Annotated in this window: 11 protein-coding genes; 4 read left to right on the top strand and 7 right to left on the bottom strand. The window is 59.2% G+C overall.

All coding sequences use genetic code 11. The features are described from left to right. Nucleotides 1-146: 146 nt before the first annotated feature. Nucleotides 147-2,549: a maltodextrin phosphorylase gene (malP, locus tag ABEH87_RS12805; protein WP_346576760.1), complete on the top strand. Its 2,403-nt coding sequence runs from the start codon at nt 147-149 to the stop codon at nt 2,547-2,549. 10 nt (nt 2,550-2,559) lie between these two features. Further along, nucleotides 2,560-4,632: a 4-alpha-glucanotransferase gene (gene malQ, locus ABEH87_RS12800; protein WP_346576759.1), complete on the top strand. Its 2,073-nt coding sequence runs from the start codon at nt 2,560-2,562 to the stop codon at nt 4,630-4,632. 65 nt (nt 4,633-4,697) lie between these two features. On the opposite strand, the gene fabF is transcribed toward malQ, so the two are convergent. The 3 genes from fabF to gntX form a co-directional block, all read right to left on the bottom strand. After that, nucleotides 4,698-5,981, bottom strand: coding sequence for a beta-ketoacyl-ACP synthase II (gene fabF / locus ABEH87_RS12795; protein ID WP_346576758.1), 1,284 nt, complete (start codon nt 5,979-5,981; stop codon nt 4,698-4,700). Between the two features lie 157 nt (nt 5,982-6,138). Continuing rightward, a complete protein-coding gene (nfuA, locus tag ABEH87_RS12790; RefSeq protein ID WP_346576757.1) occupies nt 6,139-6,714 on the bottom strand; it encodes a Fe-S biogenesis protein NfuA in 576 nt (191 codons plus the stop codon). A 58-nt stretch (nt 6,715-6,772) separates the two neighbouring features. Further along, on the bottom strand, nt 6,773-7,456 hold the full coding sequence (gntX, locus tag ABEH87_RS12785; protein WP_346576756.1) for a DNA utilization protein GntX: 684 nt from the start codon (nt 7,454-7,456) through the stop codon (nt 6,773-6,775). 33 nt (nt 7,457-7,489) lie between these two features. On the opposite strand from gntX, the gene bioH reads away from it, so the two are divergent. Together bioH and ABEH87_RS12775 are read left to right on the top strand one after the other, a co-directional pair. Continuing rightward, nucleotides 7,490-8,266: a pimeloyl-ACP methyl ester esterase BioH gene (bioH, locus tag ABEH87_RS12780; RefSeq protein WP_346576755.1), complete on the top strand. Its 777-nt coding sequence runs from the start codon at nt 7,490-7,492 to the stop codon at nt 8,264-8,266. Between the two features lie 150 nt (nt 8,267-8,416). Then, on the top strand, nt 8,417-8,683 hold the full coding sequence (locus ABEH87_RS12775) for a DUF1471 domain-containing protein (protein WP_346576754.1): 267 nt from the start codon (nt 8,417-8,419) through the stop codon (nt 8,681-8,683). Nucleotides 8,684-8,717: 34 nt separating this feature from the next. On the opposite strand, the gene ABEH87_RS12770 is transcribed toward ABEH87_RS12775, so the two are convergent. The 4 genes from ABEH87_RS12770 to ABEH87_RS12755 all read right to left on the bottom strand — a co-directional run bounded on the left by ABEH87_RS12770 (nt 8,718) and on the right by ABEH87_RS12755 (nt 15,524). Further along, nucleotides 8,718-10,406, bottom strand: coding sequence for an alpha-amylase family glycosyl hydrolase (locus ABEH87_RS12770; protein ID WP_346576753.1), 1,689 nt, complete (start codon nt 10,404-10,406; stop codon nt 8,718-8,720). Nucleotides 10,407-10,507: 101 nt separating this feature from the next. Next, nucleotides 10,508-12,811, bottom strand: coding sequence for a Fe(2+) transporter permease subunit FeoB (gene feoB, locus ABEH87_RS12765; RefSeq protein ID WP_346576752.1), 2,304 nt, complete (start codon nt 12,809-12,811; stop codon nt 10,508-10,510). Beyond that, entirely contained in the window at nt 12,808-13,050 is a 243-nt protein-coding gene (gene feoA, locus ABEH87_RS12760) for a ferrous iron transporter A (protein WP_346576751.1), read from the bottom strand. The genes feoB and feoA overlap by 4 nt, the downstream gene beginning before the upstream one ends. Nucleotides 13,051-13,190: 140 nt before the next feature. Continuing rightward, the gene (locus ABEH87_RS12755) at nt 13,191-15,524 is read right to left on the bottom strand and encodes a Tex family protein (RefSeq protein ID WP_346576750.1); all 2,334 of its coding nucleotides are present in this window, start codon (nt 15,522-15,524) and stop codon (nt 13,191-13,193) included. Nucleotides 15,525-15,580: the final 56 nt, after the last annotated feature.

Below are 15,580 nucleotides of genomic sequence, written 5' to 3'. Positions count from 1 at the left end.
CCAGTCCGGTTAGTTGTGTCCCTCTAGCTTGTTGTTTTGGCTTTTTTTTCGCTCATCGCATTCTGCGGTGAGCTTTTTTTCGTTTTGGCGTCTTAACTGTAAGGTGCCTGGTCACATTTTCGCCCGTCTATTTTAAGAGGGACTGTATGTCACAACAGAAATTCAACCGGGCGCGCTTTGATGCGGCCCTGACACGTCAATGGCAACACCTGGGGTATGCCCGCGCCGCAGAGATGACCTCCCACCAGTGGTGGCAGGCCGTCAGTGGGGCGCTGGCAGAACTGCTGGCGGCGCAGCCGGTGGCAAAAACGGGGAAGCAGCAGCGCCACGTTAACTATATTTCCATGGAGTTTCTGATTGGTCGTCTGACCGGCAATAACCTGCTTAATCTGGGCTGGTATGACGAGGTCAAAGCGGCGCTGGCACAGCACCAGTGCGACCTCAGTGAACTGCTGGAGGAGGAAGTTGATCCGGCGCTGGGTAACGGCGGTCTGGGACGGCTGGCGGCCTGCTATCTGGATTCGATGGCCACGGTCGGGCAGTCGGCCACCGGTTATGGCCTCAACTATCAGTACGGCCTGTTTCGTCAGTCATTTGACGACGGGCAGCAGAGTGAAGCCCCGGACGACTGGCAGCGCGAACGTTACCCGTGGTTCCGGCATAACGCGGCGCTGGATGTGAGTGTCGGCATTGGCGGCACGGTGATTAAAAATGCGGATGGGGAGATCGCCTGGCATCCGGCGTTCACCCTGCGCGGTGAAGCCTGGGATCTGCCGGTTACCGGCTATCGCAATGGCGTGGTGCAGCCGCTGCGCCTGTGGCAGGCTACGCACGCCCATCCGTTCGACCTGACGCTGTTTAACGACGGCAAATTCCTCAAGGCTGAACAGCAGGGTATAGATGCCGCGAAGCTGACGAAGGTGTTATATCCCAACGACAATCATCAGGAAGGCAAGCGTCTGCGCCTGATGCAGCAGTATTTCCAGTGCGCCTGTTCCGTGGCGGATATTCTGCGCCGCCATCATCTCGCCGGGCGCAGCATTGAGACGCTGCCGGATTACGAGGTGATTCAGCTCAATGATACCCACCCGACGATCGCCATTCCCGAAATGCTGCGCGTGCTGCTGGATGAGCACCGGTTAAGCTGGGATGAGGCCTGGGCCATTACCCATCAGACTTTTGCCTACACCAACCATACCTTAATGCCGGAAGCGCTGGAGCGCTGGGATGAGCGCCTGGTGCGCAGCCTGCTGCCGCGCCATTTCATGCTGATTAAAGAGATCAATCGCCGCTTTAAAAAGATCGTGGATAAGCAGTGGCCGGGCGATGCGAAGGTCTGGGCGAAGCTGGCCGTGGTGCATGATAAACAGGTGCGTATGGCGAACCTCTGCGTGGTCAGCGGCTTCGCCGTTAACGGGGTGGCCGCGCTGCACTCCGAACTGGTGGTGAAAGATCTGTTTCCGGAATATCACCTTTTGTGGCCGGAGAAATTTCATAACGTCACCAATGGCATCACGCCGCGCCGCTGGCTGAAGCAGTGTAATCCGGCGCTGGCCGGGCTGATTGATGAAACTCTGAACGTGGAGTGGGCGAACGATCTGGATGCGCTGAAAGGGCTGGAGGCCTTTGCCGACAATAAAGCGTTCCGCAAACGGTATCGCCAGATTAAGCACGCCAACAAGCTGCGGCTGGCAGAGTATATCGTGCGGCGAACCGGCATTGTGGTCAACCCGGACGCGCTGTTTGACGTGCAGATCAAACGGCTGCATGAGTACAAGCGTCAGCATCTGGGCCTGATGCACATTCTTTCCCTCTATAAGCGACTGCGCGATAACCCGGCGCTGGATGTGGTGCCGCGCGTCTTTCTGTTCGGGGCGAAAGCCGCGCCGGGCTACTACCTGGCGAAAAATATCATCTACGCCATTAACAAAGTGGCAGAGAAGATCAATAACGATCCGCTGATGGGCGACAGGCTGAAGGTGGTATTCATCCCTGATTACCGCATTACGGCGGCAGAGCTGATGATCCCGGCCGCCGATCTGTCAGAGCAGATCTCAACCGCCGGGTATGAAGCTTCCGGCACCGGGAACATGAAACTGGCGCTGAACGGGGCGCTCACCGTCGGCACGCTTGACGGGGCCAACGTGGAGATCGCCGAACAGGTGGGTGAAGAGAACATTTTTATCTTTGGCAACACGGTGGATCAGGTGAAGGCGCTGAAAGCGGGCGGCTACGATCCGATTAAACTGCGTAAGAAAGATAAACATCTCGACAGCCTGCTGAAAGAGCTGGAAAAAGGGTTCTTCAGCGGTGGGGATAAGCACGCTTTCGATATGATGCTGCACAGCCTGGGTAAAGGGGGAGACCCGTGGCTGGTACTGGCCGACTTTGCCAGCTACTGCGAAGCGCAGCTGAAGGTGGAGGCGCTGTATCGCGACCAGGAAGCCTGGACGCGGGCGGCGATCCTTAACACCGCCCGCACCGGGATGTTCAGCTCCGACCGTTCGGTGCGTGACTATCAGCAGCGTATCTGGCAGGCAAAACGATAAGGAGCGGCTTATGGATGCAAAGAAGTTTGAGCAGGCCGCAGCGGCGGCGGGGATTGCGGCAAAATATATCAATGCCCGCGGGCAGCCGGAAGCGGTCTCTGCGGAAACGCGGGAAAAGCTGCTGGCGGCCATGGCGGCGCGTCCCACGGCGGGCAGTGCCCCGCTGCCCCCCTGTAAGGTGCTGCTGAAAAAGCGCGCTCAGCAGCTTCAGGTGGACGGCAAAGGAGACTACCAGTGGCAGTTAAACACCGAGCAGGGCAAAACGTATCAGGGCGTGGTCAGCGCGGGTGAGAAACTGGCGCTGCCGGCGAATCTGCCGGAAGGCTATCACCAGCTGCAGCTGACGCAGGGTAAAAAGCAGTGGCCGTGCCGGATTATCATTGCGCCAAAACGCTGCTATGAACCGGCAGAGCTGAAGCGCGGGGATAAGCTGTGGGGCGCCTGCGTGCAGCTCTACACGCTGCGTTCGGCGCATAACTGGGGCATCGGTGACTTTGGCGATCTGCAGCGGATGGTGAGTGAGATCGCCACGCGCGGCGGCGCGTTTATCGGGCTGAATCCCATTCATGCGCTTTACCCCTCGCTGCCTGAAAATGCCAGCCCGTACAGTCCCTCTTCGCGCCGCTGGCTGAACGTGATGTACATCGATGTGGCTGCCGTCGCGGATTTTCAGCACGATAAGGCCGCTCAGCGCTGGTGGAACAAAAAGAGCACCCAGGCCGCAGTCCAGGCCGCACGTGACGCCGACTGGGTGGATTACGCGCGGGTCGGGGCGCTGAAAATTGAAGGACTGCGCTTTGCCTGGCAGCACTTTGCCGGGCGTGACGCGCAGGAGGCCAGCGTGGCCGACTTTGCGAAATTCATTGAGGAAGGGGGGGAGAGCCTGCAAAACCAGGCTGCCTATGATGCACTGCACAGCGCCCTGCTGAAGGAGGATGCTACCCGCTGGGGCTGGCCGGTATGGCCGGAAAACTTACAGCACGGTGACAGTGAGGCGGTACAGCAGTTTTGCCGTGAGCAGCAGGATGAAGTGCGTTTCTGGCTGTGGTTGCAATGGCTGGCTAACCGCCAGTTTGATGCCTGCTGGCAGCGCTGCCAGCAGCATCAGATGCCGGTGGGGCTGTACCGTGATTTAGCCGTTGGGGTCGCGGAAGGGGGCTCGGAAACCTGGTGTGACCGCGAGCTTTACCGGCTGAAAGCCTCGGTGGGCGCACCCCCGGATATCCTTGGCCCACAGGGACAGAACTGGGGGCTGCCGCCGATGGATCCGCAGGTGATGCGTGACCGCGGCTATCAGCCCTTTATTGAGCTGCTGCGGGCCAATATGGCGAGCTGCGGTGCGCTGCGCATCGACCATGTGATGTCGCTGCTGCGTCTGTGGTGGATCCCTTACGGTGAAACGGCAAACTTCGGGGCGTATGTTCACTATCCGGTGGACGATCTGATGGCGATCCTGGCGCTGGAAAGTCAGCGCCATCAGTGCATGGTCATCGGTGAGGATCTGGGGACGGTACCGGAAGAGATTGTCGGTAAGCTGCGCGACAACGGGATCTACTCATGGAAGGTGCTCTACTTTGAGCAGGAGAGCGAGGATCGCTACCGTGCGCCGTCAGCGTGGCCGCGCCAGGCCATGGCCAGCGCCACCACTCACGATCTGCCGACGCTGCGCGGTTTCTGGACATCCGGCGATCTCACGCTCGGTGAGTCGCTTGGCGTTTACCCGGACAAGCTGATACTCAGCGGACTGTTTGACCAGCGCACCCGGCAAAAACAGGCGCTGCTGGCAGCGTTGCACCGCTTCGGCTGTGTGCCAAAACGCTGTGGTAAACGGGCGGATAAAATGGCGATGAGCGCAGTGCTGAACCGGGGTTTACAGCGCTTTATTGCCGACAGCAACAGCGCTCTGCTGGGGCTACAGCCGGAGGACTGGCTGGATATGGCGGAGCCGGTGAACGTGCCGGGCACTACCGATCAGTATCCCAACTGGCGGCGTAAACTGAGCGTCACCCAGGAGGTGATGTTTGCCGATAGTCAGGTTAACCGGTTGATTAAGGACATCAATCAGCGGCGCAAAAAATCATAGGGGTCGGGCATACCCGACCCCTTTATGGCAGATGTTCACTTCGCGGGCGAGGCTATACCTCGCCCCTACGCGGTAAAAGCTTTGAAAATGATCGACCCGTTCACGCCACCAAAGCCAAAGCCGTTGACCAGCGCATTGCGGATTGTCACCTGCTGTGCCTCGTTGCGGATCACCTTCAACCCTTCTGCCGCACTGTCCAGCCGGGTAATATTCAGCGACGGCGGCGCAATCTGCTCACGCATCGCCATCAGCGAGAAGATCGCACCGACCGCCCCGGCAGCACCCAGCAGATGGCCGGTGGCAGATTTCGTCGACGAAATTGCCGCACGGGCACCGTCGCCCAGCACCCGGCGCAACGCATTAATTTCGGCCAGGTCACCTACCGGGGTGGAGGTCGAATGGGCATTGATGTAGTCCACATCGCGTCCCGTCATCCCGGCCTGTTGCAGTGCGATGCTCATTGCGCGGGCGGCCCCTTCACCATCTTCCGGACCGGAGGTGATGTGGTAAGCATCGGAGGTGGTGCCGTAGCCGACCACTTCCGCCAGAATCGTGGCACCGCGCGCCTGAGCACGGGTCAGCTCCTCCAGCACCAGCACTCCGGCACCTTCCCCCATCACAAAGCCGTCACGCCCCTGGTCAAACGGGCGTGAAGCCTGCTCCGGATGTTCATTAAAGTCGGTAGAGAGCGCACGGGCGGCCTGGAATCCCCCCAGCGATACCGGGTTGATACAGGACTCACAGCCGCCAACGACGGCGATATCAGCATCATCAAAGCGAATGGCGCGGAAACCGTCACCGATGCTCTGAATACTGGCCGCACAGGCAGAAACCGGCGTACCCAGCATACCCTTAAAGCCATATTTTATTGCCACATGCGAGGCGGCGAGATTGGCGATGAATGAAGGGATGGTAAACGGTGACAGTTTGCGACTGCCTTTCTCGGCTACGGTTTTGACGGCATGACCAATGGCATGAAAACCCCCGATGCCGGTGGCAATGATCGTGGCGGTACGTAATTTTGCCGCTTCAGTCAGGGTGTGCAGCCCGGCCTGAGCGATAGCCTCTTCGGCGGCGGCCAGGGCCAGATGAATAAAGCGATCAGCTTTGCGCTGCTCTTTTACCGGGATTAATGCCGCAATATCAAAACCGTGCTGCGCATCCTGCTCAATGGAGGGAACCTGCCCACCGACGCGGATGGCGGTATCGCCATAGACTTCTTCCGGAAGATGGCGAATCCCCGACTGCCCGGCAATCAGCCGTTGCCAGCTGCCGTTAACGCCATTGCCCAGTGGGCTGATCAAACCCATGCCCGTGATCACGACTCTTCTGCCAGTGTTGTTCAACATAATGACCTGCTGGTTGCGAAAACAGATTTCAGTGTACACGTGTAAGCTGAAAGATCCATAAGGAATCGTAGCAGGGGCAAGCAGAGCTAAAAAATGCGGGAGGGGTTGTTCTGGAAACTGCGGGGTGGGTATGCCCACCCCGTTAAGAAGGGGTCTGTCAGTAGAAAGAGTGGTCGCCGCGCTGGTGTTCGGTCAGATCACGCACGCCTTTCAACTCAGGGAAGGCGGCCAGCATCTCTTTTTCGATGCCTTCTTTCAGGGTCACATCGACCATGGAACAGCCGTTGCAGCCGCCGCCAAATTGCAGGATGGCAAGACCGTCATCGGTGATTTCCATCAGCGAGACTTTCCCGCCGTGGCTGGCCAGCTGTGGGTTAATCTGCGCCTGCAACAGGTACTCCACGCGCTCCATTAACGGGGCATCGTCGTTAACTTTACGCATTTTTGCGTTTGGCGCTTTCAGCGTCAGCTGTGAACCGAGATTGTCGGTAACAAAGTCGATCTCAGCCTCTTCCAGATACGGGGCGCTCAGCGCATCAACGTAGGCTGACAGCAGGGGGAACTTCAGTTCCGTATCGGTCGCTTCGACGGCATCGGGCGGACAATAGGAAACACCGCACTCGGCGGTAGGTGTACCCGGATTAATCACGAATACACGAATTTGGGTGCCATCTTCCTGCTTTGACAGCAGTTTTGCGAAGTGCTCTTGTGCAGAGTCGGTAATTAGGATCATGGCGATTGCTCAATAGTTGACTAATTTCGTTGGTTATAATACGCCCATCACCGACGCTCTACAAGGTTCGGCACAGGCACCATATCTGTACGCTGGCGGCGCCGTGGGCCAGCAGCAGGCGGCTGATCTCGGCGACAGTGCTGCCGGTGGTGACGACATCATCCAGCAGGGTGATATGCCGGCCACGCACATCGGTTTCAAGCCTGAAAGCACCGCGCAGATTCTTGCGTCGTGCCAGCGCCCCCAGCTGGTGCTGAATTTTTCCAGCCCGAACGCGTGTCAGGGCGCGCGGAAGATAGCGGCACGCTACCCGACGTGCCAGCCAGCGGGCCATATCATCCAGTTGATTATAGCCACGTTGCCACGCCCGGCGCTGATGCAGCGGCACGACCAGCAGCAGGTCGGGGCGTTGCAGCCCGGTTTCCCGACGCTGCACTAACCAGCATAGCAGTAACAACCGGGCCAGCATTACCGCAAGTGCTGTCGTGCGATAAAACTTAAGCCGGTTCACCAGCTGGTCCAGCGGCCGCTGCCAGGGGGTCACACGGACTAACCGCTGCCACGGCGGCGGGCGACGCAGACAGCGGCCACACTCTCTGTCAGTCCGGCGGCTGGGCAATCCGCAGCGCGGGCAGCAGGCCGCCTGGTTCAGAAACTGGCGCAGACAGACGCTGCACACCCCGTGCTGTGAATCGGCGAGCGGCATCAGGCATAGCCAACAGCCTGCCGGGATTGGTAGCATGGCAACCTCATCTTAAAAACAGGACCATAACCCATGAGTACGCTTCACCGGGAGACCATTGGCCGCGGCGATCGCCATCTTGTGCTGCTGCACGGATGGGGACTGAACGCCGGGGTATGGCATTGCATCAGCAATCGACTCAGCGCACATTTTTGTCTGCACCTGGTGGATCTGCCCGGCTATGGTCACAGTCAGGGCTTCCCGGCAATGACGTTGCCAGAGATGGCGGCACGGGTTGCGGCGCAGGCCCCGGCGCAGGCGACCTGGCTGGGCTGGTCGCTCGGCGGGCTGGTCGCCAGCCAGATAGCGCTTGATTCCCCAGAGCGGGTAAACGGACTGATTAGCGTCGCGTCTTCGCCGCGTTTCAGTGCCGAAGCCGACTGGCCAGGCATCAAGCCGGAGACACTGACCAATTTTCAGCAGCAGCTGAGTGAAGATTTCCAGCGCACGGTGGAGCGTTTTCTGGCGCTGCAAACGCTGGGCACCGACAGCGCACGTCAGGATGCCCGAGCCCTGAAAAGCGTGGTTTTTGAACGCCCGGTTCCAACGGAGGAGGTACTGAACGGCGGTCTGGAGATCCTGAAAACGGCCGATCTGCGCAGCGGAATGGAAGCACTGGCGGTGCCGCTGCTGCGCATTTACGGTGCGCTGGACGGACTGGTGCCGCGCAACATTATCCCACTGCTGGATGAGCGCTGGCCCGCGAGCCGCAGCGTGCTGATCGACAAGGCCGCCCATGCGCCGTTTATTTCCCATCCGGAGATTTTCTCGCAGCAGGTGATTGATTTCTGCACGACACTGCGGCCCTGAATACCGGACATGACGCGGCGGTGCCAGTGGTCATTTTTTGCAACAATTCACAACGTTGCTGCTTTTCTCTGCCGGGACAATAATGGACGAGGCAGTGAAATTTCGCTGCCAGGCTTAACTGGAAAGGCTGACCTAAGGAGAGGTGGTTGTATGAAAAAGCCAGTCGCTGTTTCTGCCCTGTTGTTCACTGCCCTTGTGGCGTTTAATGCCGGGGCAGCGGAGCAGATAGACCGGGATAAAGCCCAGGAGATGAAGCTGGAAAAGATCGGCACCGTGACGACGAACTCCACGAGTGACCCGATGGACGCCAACGCACGGTTATCCCAAAAAGCGGATGCGCTGGGAGGGAAATACTACGTGATCATTGCCGCCCAGGAGGGTAACCGCGATCACGCCCTGGCTGAAGTGTACCGGTAAGCGGTATTGCCTGCCCGCTTGCCGTCGGGCAGGTTCAGATTTTCAGCCAGTGAAACGCCCATGCCTCCAGCCGCAGTCCCTGCGCGCCATCAATACGATCGCCACTGACGATATCCCGATACCAGCGCCCCTCCGGCAGCGTGAAGCTGGCCGCTTTGCCGCTGAGGTTAAACACGCACCACAGCGACTCCTGTTCATCTCTGGCCTGACGTTTCAGCACCAGCAGTGAATTATCACTGTCGATGATGCTCATCGGGTTATCGGGATGGAAGGCGGGCTGACGGGTGCGTAACTGGATCAACTGGCTGAGGGCGAAGTAGACGCGCTGGCGCAGCGAATCCTTCCTGGTCAGCGCCTGCTCAATCTCGCCGACGGCATATTTCTGCCGGTTAATGGCGCGGTTATGGCCAGCGGCTTTAACGCCCTCAATATCGTTACGCGACCCGAGAATACTTTGTACGTAAATCGCCGGGACGCCGGGGAAGGCCAGCAGCAGCGCATGAGCCAGCAGAAAACGGCGCAGTCGCGTATCGTCGTCGTCGTCTTTCTGGTTCAGCGCATCCATATAGGTGACGTTGATTTCGTAAGGGCTGGTGGTGCCATCCGGGTTATTTTTATACGACACCAGCGCTCCTTCCATCGCCAGGTCGCGCACCAGCGAAACGATCTCGGTTTCCGGCAGAATACCGCGCAGGGGGTTCAGGCCGATGCCGTCGTGGGAGGCGAGAAAATTAAAGAAGGTGGTGGTCCCGCTGCCGCCGTCGAGTGACGAGGCCCACTGGCGCAGCGCCCGCGATGAACCATTATGGATGGCATGCAGCACCAGCGGCGGCAGGGAAAACTGATACACCATCTGCGCTTCGTCACGGCCGTTGCCAAAGTAGCTGATATTGTCCTGGTGCGGCACGTTGGTTTCCGTCAGCACCACGGTTCCCGGCGCCACTTCGTCAGCAATGGCGCGGAACAGCTTCACCAGCTGATGGGTTTTTTCCAGATGAATACACGAGGTGCCGGGGGTTTTCCACAGATAGCCGACGGCGTCGAGTCGCACGTAGTCGGCCCCTTTTTGCAGGTAATCCAGCAGCACGTTAACCATCGCAATCAGGACTTCCGGGTTGGCGAAGTTCAGATCTATCTGGTCGGCACTGAAGGTGCTCCAGATAAAGCGTGTTTCGCCGTCGGCCATCTCAAACGGCGTCAGCAGCGGCGAGGTGCGCGGGCGGGTAACGGCGCTTAAATCGGTGGCGGGGGGCATACTGATAAAGAAATCATCCCAGCCGGGATCCTGTGCCAGATAGTGCCGGAACCACGCGCTGTGGGCCGACATATGGTTGCAGACAAAATCAAACATCAGCCGCGTGTGCTGGCGCAGATCGGCGATCTCCTGCCAGCTGCCGCACGGTGGATTAACCTGATGATAATCCATCACCGAGAAACCATCGTCGGAGGAGTAGGGGAAAAAGGGCAGCAGATGCACCAGGCTGAAGCTGGACGCAAGGTGTTGCTGCCAGAAGCGGGTGAAGGTGGTCAGCGTCGGCGCGTTCTCCGCGTGAAACTGGTCAGCGTAGGCGATCAGCACCACGTCTTTTTCATCCCAGTGGGCCTTACGCGGATGAGGAATATGCTGCCGCGCATCGTCAATCAGCGTATGCAGCCGCTGCAGGCACGATGGCGGAAACGCATATTCGTAGATTTTATCTATTAAGTTATTGATAATATCCATTATTATTTAGCAGGCCACCGCGAGTGAAGAATTCAGGCGTTATTTTTCACTGTAGACGCTGGTCAAAAAATCGCAACCCCTGCACGCGGTCAGCGCGCGGATTAATGGCAGCCGCCGTTGCGGCTACAGTCCGCACAGCCGTCGCGGATAATGTTTTTGACCGGGATCGGCGCGGGTCCAACCCTGATACGGCGCAGTGCGGCCAGCAGCAGCGCGTTGAACAGCAGCACAATAGCGATAATCAGGCTACTGCTGCCCGGATGCTGGTGGAAGCTGGCCAGCTGATAAAACAGCGTTGCCAGCGAATACGCCAGGTCCAGGCCCCATAAAATTGAGAACAGCATCCAGCGGCTGCTGCTTTCGCGGGCAATCGCTCCCATCACCGAGACGCAGGGCACGTACAGCAGGACAAAAATCAGGTAACTGTAGGCGGCGGCGTCGCTGGCGAACTTGCTGTGCATGGTGCCCATGGCCCCGCTGGCCATCTCGGCATCGCCTTTACTCGCTTCAATCGGGTTGGCGAGCACGCTGAGGCTGAAGGTGGCTTTAATGCCCTGCCAGGTTTCCAGCACGGCGTCATACAGCTGAGCGCTCAGGCTGAACTGGCTGGCATCAAATGGTTGTTGCAGGGCTTCGGCGGTATACAGGGTGTTAAGCGTCCCCACCACCACCTCTTTCGCCATCGCACCGGTCAGCAGACCGACGGTCGCCTGCCAGTTATCATTATGTACCCCGATCGGGGCCAGCAGCGGGGTCAGGGTGCGGCTGACGCTGGCCAGCGCGGAGTCATTAAGATGGTTCACCGGCTGGCCGCTGAATGAAAAGCTGTTCAGCGCGCCGATGAACATACTGACCATCACGATCACTTTCCCGGCGCGCAGCACAAACCCGCGCAGGCGCTGCCAAGTCTGCAGCAGCAGGCTTTTCGCGTGCGGTACGTGCCACAGCGGGAGTTCCATCACAAAGGGGCTGGCCGCACCGCGCATCAGAGTGTGTTTAAGCAGCAGGCCGGTGGCAATGGCCGCGCAGATGCCCAGCAGATAGAGGCTGAACACCACCAGCGCGCCGCGCTGGCCGAAGAAAGCCGCAGCAAAAACCGCAAAAATAGCCAGCCTTGCGCCGCAGGAGATAAACGGAGCCATCAGGACGGTGATCAGCCGCTCGCGCGGTGCGTCCAGCGTGCGTGCGCCCATCACTGACGGCACGTTACAGCCAAAGCCGACGATCAGCGGCACAAAGGATTTACCCGGCAGGCCGAGCGCCTGCATCAGCCTGTCCATCACAAACGCCGCGCGCGCCATATAGCCGGAGTCCTCCAGCAGGGACAGGAACAGGTACATCATGCCAATCTGCGGCACCAGCGGCATGACGGTATTGATCCCGCCGCCGACACCCTGAGCCAGGAACAGCGTCAGCCAGACCGGCAGATGCAGAGTGGCCCCCAGCCACTGTGTGCCCTGAATAAAGATCGCCGCCGATCCGAGGTCAAACAGCGGCTGTAACGCGCCGCCAAGATTGATGGCGAGAAAAAACATCAGGTACATCACCAGCAGAAAGAGGGGCACGCCGAGCCAGCGGTTCATCGTCAGCTGATCCAGACGCTGGCTGAAAACGGCGCGGCGGCCAGCCTCATGAATCACCCGCTGGCACAGTGCTTCGATGAACTGATAGCGGCAGCTGACAATGGTCTGCGCGGCATCGTCCCCCAGCTGCTGCTGAAGTGCGGGTAACAGCGCAGCCGCAGCGGGAGCCTGCTGCTGGCTGCCGATATCGCCTTCCAGTATTTGCAGCGCCAGCCAGCATTTCTGCCGTGGCGGAGTCGAGGCGGGCAGCGCCGCCGTTAACGCCTCCAGCACCGGCTGCAACGGCGCGGGATACGGAACCGTCAGCCGGGTTTTCTCAGGCATATAGCGGTCAATGGCCTGCTTCAGCGCCTCCATGCCGCGCCCGCGCGTGGATACCATCGGCACCACCGGGCAGCCCAGCGCCTGCTCCAGCGCAGTAAGATCCATTTTCGTCTGCTGGCTTTCGATAATATCCAGCATATTCAATACCACAATGCAGGCCTGCCCCATCTCCAGCAGTTGCAGCGTCAGGTAGAGATTACGCTCCAGGTTACTGGCATCCACCACGTTGATCGCCAGGTCGGCTTCGCCCTCCAGCAGATACTGGCAGGCGATCTGCTCGTCCAGCGACGCCTGTGCTGACAGGGTGGTGAGCGAATAGCAGCCCGGAAGATCCACCAGGCGCACCCGATGTTTTTCCGTCAGGAAGTGCCCCTCTTTGCGTTCGACGGTCACGCCCGCCCAGTTGCCGACTCGCTGGCGCGAACCGGTAAGCTGGTTAAACAGGGTGGTTTTACCGACGTTCGGATTCCCCGTCAGCGCAATGGTGAGGGTTTTCATGCCACGTCTCCGGCCGCGTTAATCACTTCCAGCTGAAGCAGAGAGAGATCCTTTTTCCGCAGCATCAGGCTGACGCGCCGCATTTCGATATGTACCGGATCGCCGAGCGGAGCCACGCGGATTAGTTGAAACGTGGAGCCGGGCAACAGGCCAAGCGCCATGAGTTTTTGGCGAAATGCCGGATTGATGGACGGCGAGAAACCGGCGATTCGATAGGACTGCTCTGGGATAAATTGCATGGGTTGTGCCTGCCAGATAAAAAGACACTGAGAATTTTAATGAGAGTGATAATCGCTCATATTGATATCGGGCAACTTATAGCGTAACAGCGGGAGGAGGGTTGCGGAAAAAGAGCGGGCCATAAGGCCCGCCGGGGTGATTAGCTTTTTTTGCCAAACGCGGCAGCGAGGGCATCGCCCATCGCACTGTTACCCGCGGACGACGCGGCAGGGCGTTTGGTGCTGGTTTTTGCCGGGCGGGCAGCGTCACGACCGTTAGCGGCGCTGTTACCGCCGCCGCGACGCGCACCGGTTTCACCCGGCTGCTCGTCCAGACGCATGGTCAGCGCAATACGTTTACGCTGCAAATCGACTTCCATCACTTTCACTTTCACCACATCACCGGCTTTCACCACTTTGTGGGGGTCATCGACAAACTTGTCGGCGAGCGAAGAGATATGCACCAGGCCATCCTGATGAACGCCGATATCGACGAAGGCACCGAAGTTGGTCACGTTGGTAACGGACCCTTCCAGTACCATGCCCGGCAGCAGATCGTTCATGGTGTCAACGCCTTCGGCGAACTGCGCGGTTTTAAACTCAGGGCGCGGATCGCGGCCCGGTTTTTCCAGCTCTTTGATGATGTCGCTGACGGTCGGAACGCCGAAACGCTCATCGGTAAAATCGACGGCTTTCAGGTTGCGTAACTCCGTCGGATTCCCCATCAGGTCGTTCAGAGCCTGTTCGGTCGCCGCGAGAATACGCTCGACGACCGGATAGGCTTCCGGGTGAACCGTTGAGGCATCCAGCGGGTTATCGCCCTGAGTGATACGCAGGAATCCGGCGCACTGTTCGAAGGCTTTTGGCCCCAGACGACCCACTTTCAGCAGCTGCTGGCGGTTCTGGAAACGGCCGTTTTCGTCACGCCAGGCGACAATATTCTGGGCGATCATTTTGCTCAGGCCCGCCACGCGGGTCAGCAGCGGAACGGAAGCGGTGTTAAGGTCCACGCCCACGCCGTTCACACAGTCTTCCACTACCGCATCCAGTTTTCTCGCCAGCTGGCTCTGGCTGACGTCATGCTGATACTGACCCACGCCGATGGATTTCGGGTCGATCTTCACCAGCTCAGAGAGCGGGTCCTGCAGGCGACGGGCAATCGACACCGCACCACGTATGGACACATCCAGGTCCGGGAATTCCAGCGCGGCGAGTTCAGAAGCAGAATAGACCGAGGCGCCGGCTTCGCTGACGATCACTTTCTGGCCCTGCACCTGTGGGAACTGCTTCTGCACCTCAAGGTAGAAACGCTCGGTTTCGCGTGAGGCGGTGCCGTTACCGATAGCGACCAGCTCAACCTGATGTCGGGTACAGAGTGCCGCAACGGCAGCGGCGGCTTTGGCGGTCTGTCCGGTATGCGGATAAATCGTGTCGGTCGCGACCAGTTTCCCGGTGGCATCCACAACCGCGACTTTGACCCCGGTACGCAGTCCGGGATCGAGACCCATGGTGGCGCGCATGCCCGCCGGAGCGGCCATCAGCAGATCGTGCAGGTTGCGGGCAAAAACGTTAATGGCTTCATCTTCGGCGCGCTCGCGTACTGTGCCCATCAGCTCGGTTTCCAGGTGCAGCAGGACTTTGATGCGCCAGGTCCAGCTGACCACCGCTTTGCGCCAGGCATCCGCCGGGGCATTGTTCAGGCGCAGGTTCAGGTGGTCAGTGATAATCTGCTCGCCGTGACTTTCACGCGGCGGTTCATCGAACTGTGGGTCAGCGTTCAGCGCCAGCTGCAGGATGCCTTCATTACGGCCACGGAACATCGCCAGCGCACGGTGCGAAGGAACGGTGGCTAACGCTTCATGATGGTCAAAGTAGTCGCGGAATTTTGCGCCTTCCTCTTCTTTACCTTCAATCACCCGCGCGACCAGATGCGCATTTTTCCACAGGTAGTCGCGCACTTTAGCCAGCAGGCCGGCGTCTTCCGCAAAGCGTTCCATCAGGATATAACGGGCACCGTCGAGTGCAGCCTTGGTGTCAGCCACGCCTTTATCGGCATCCACATAGCGGGCTGCCAGCTGCTCAGGGTCATGCTCTGGCTGCTGCCACAGCGTGTCGGCCAGCGGTTGCAGACCGGCTTCAATGGCAATCTGTCCACGCGTGCGGCGCTTCTGTTTGTACGGCAGGTAAAGGTCTTCGAGTTCGGTTTTGCTCAGGGTGGCGTTGATGGCAGCGGCCAGCTCGTCGGTCAGTTTTCCCTGGTCGGCAATGGATTTCAGAATCGACTGACGGCGGTCGCCCAGCTCGCGCAGGTAGCCCAGGCGAGTCTCCAGCTGGCGCAACTGGGTGTCATCTAACCCACCGGTCACTTCCTTACGGTAACGTGCGATAAACGGCACGGTATTTCCTTCGTCCAGCAGGCGAACTGCGGCTTCAACCTGCTCTGCTCTGGCCTGTAGCTCACCGGCAATCAGGCGACTCAGTGAATTATTCATCATGGTTGGGATACTTTTTAGCTGAAGAAATTGGCAACAGTTATACGGATTGCAGCCGC

Origin of the sequence: Erwinia sp. Eh17-17, from assembly GCF_039675725.1 — a bacterium.
Lineage (GTDB): Bacteria > Pseudomonadota > Gammaproteobacteria > Enterobacterales > Enterobacteriaceae > Erwinia.
This window is presented reverse-complemented; position numbering and strand designations above follow the sequence as displayed.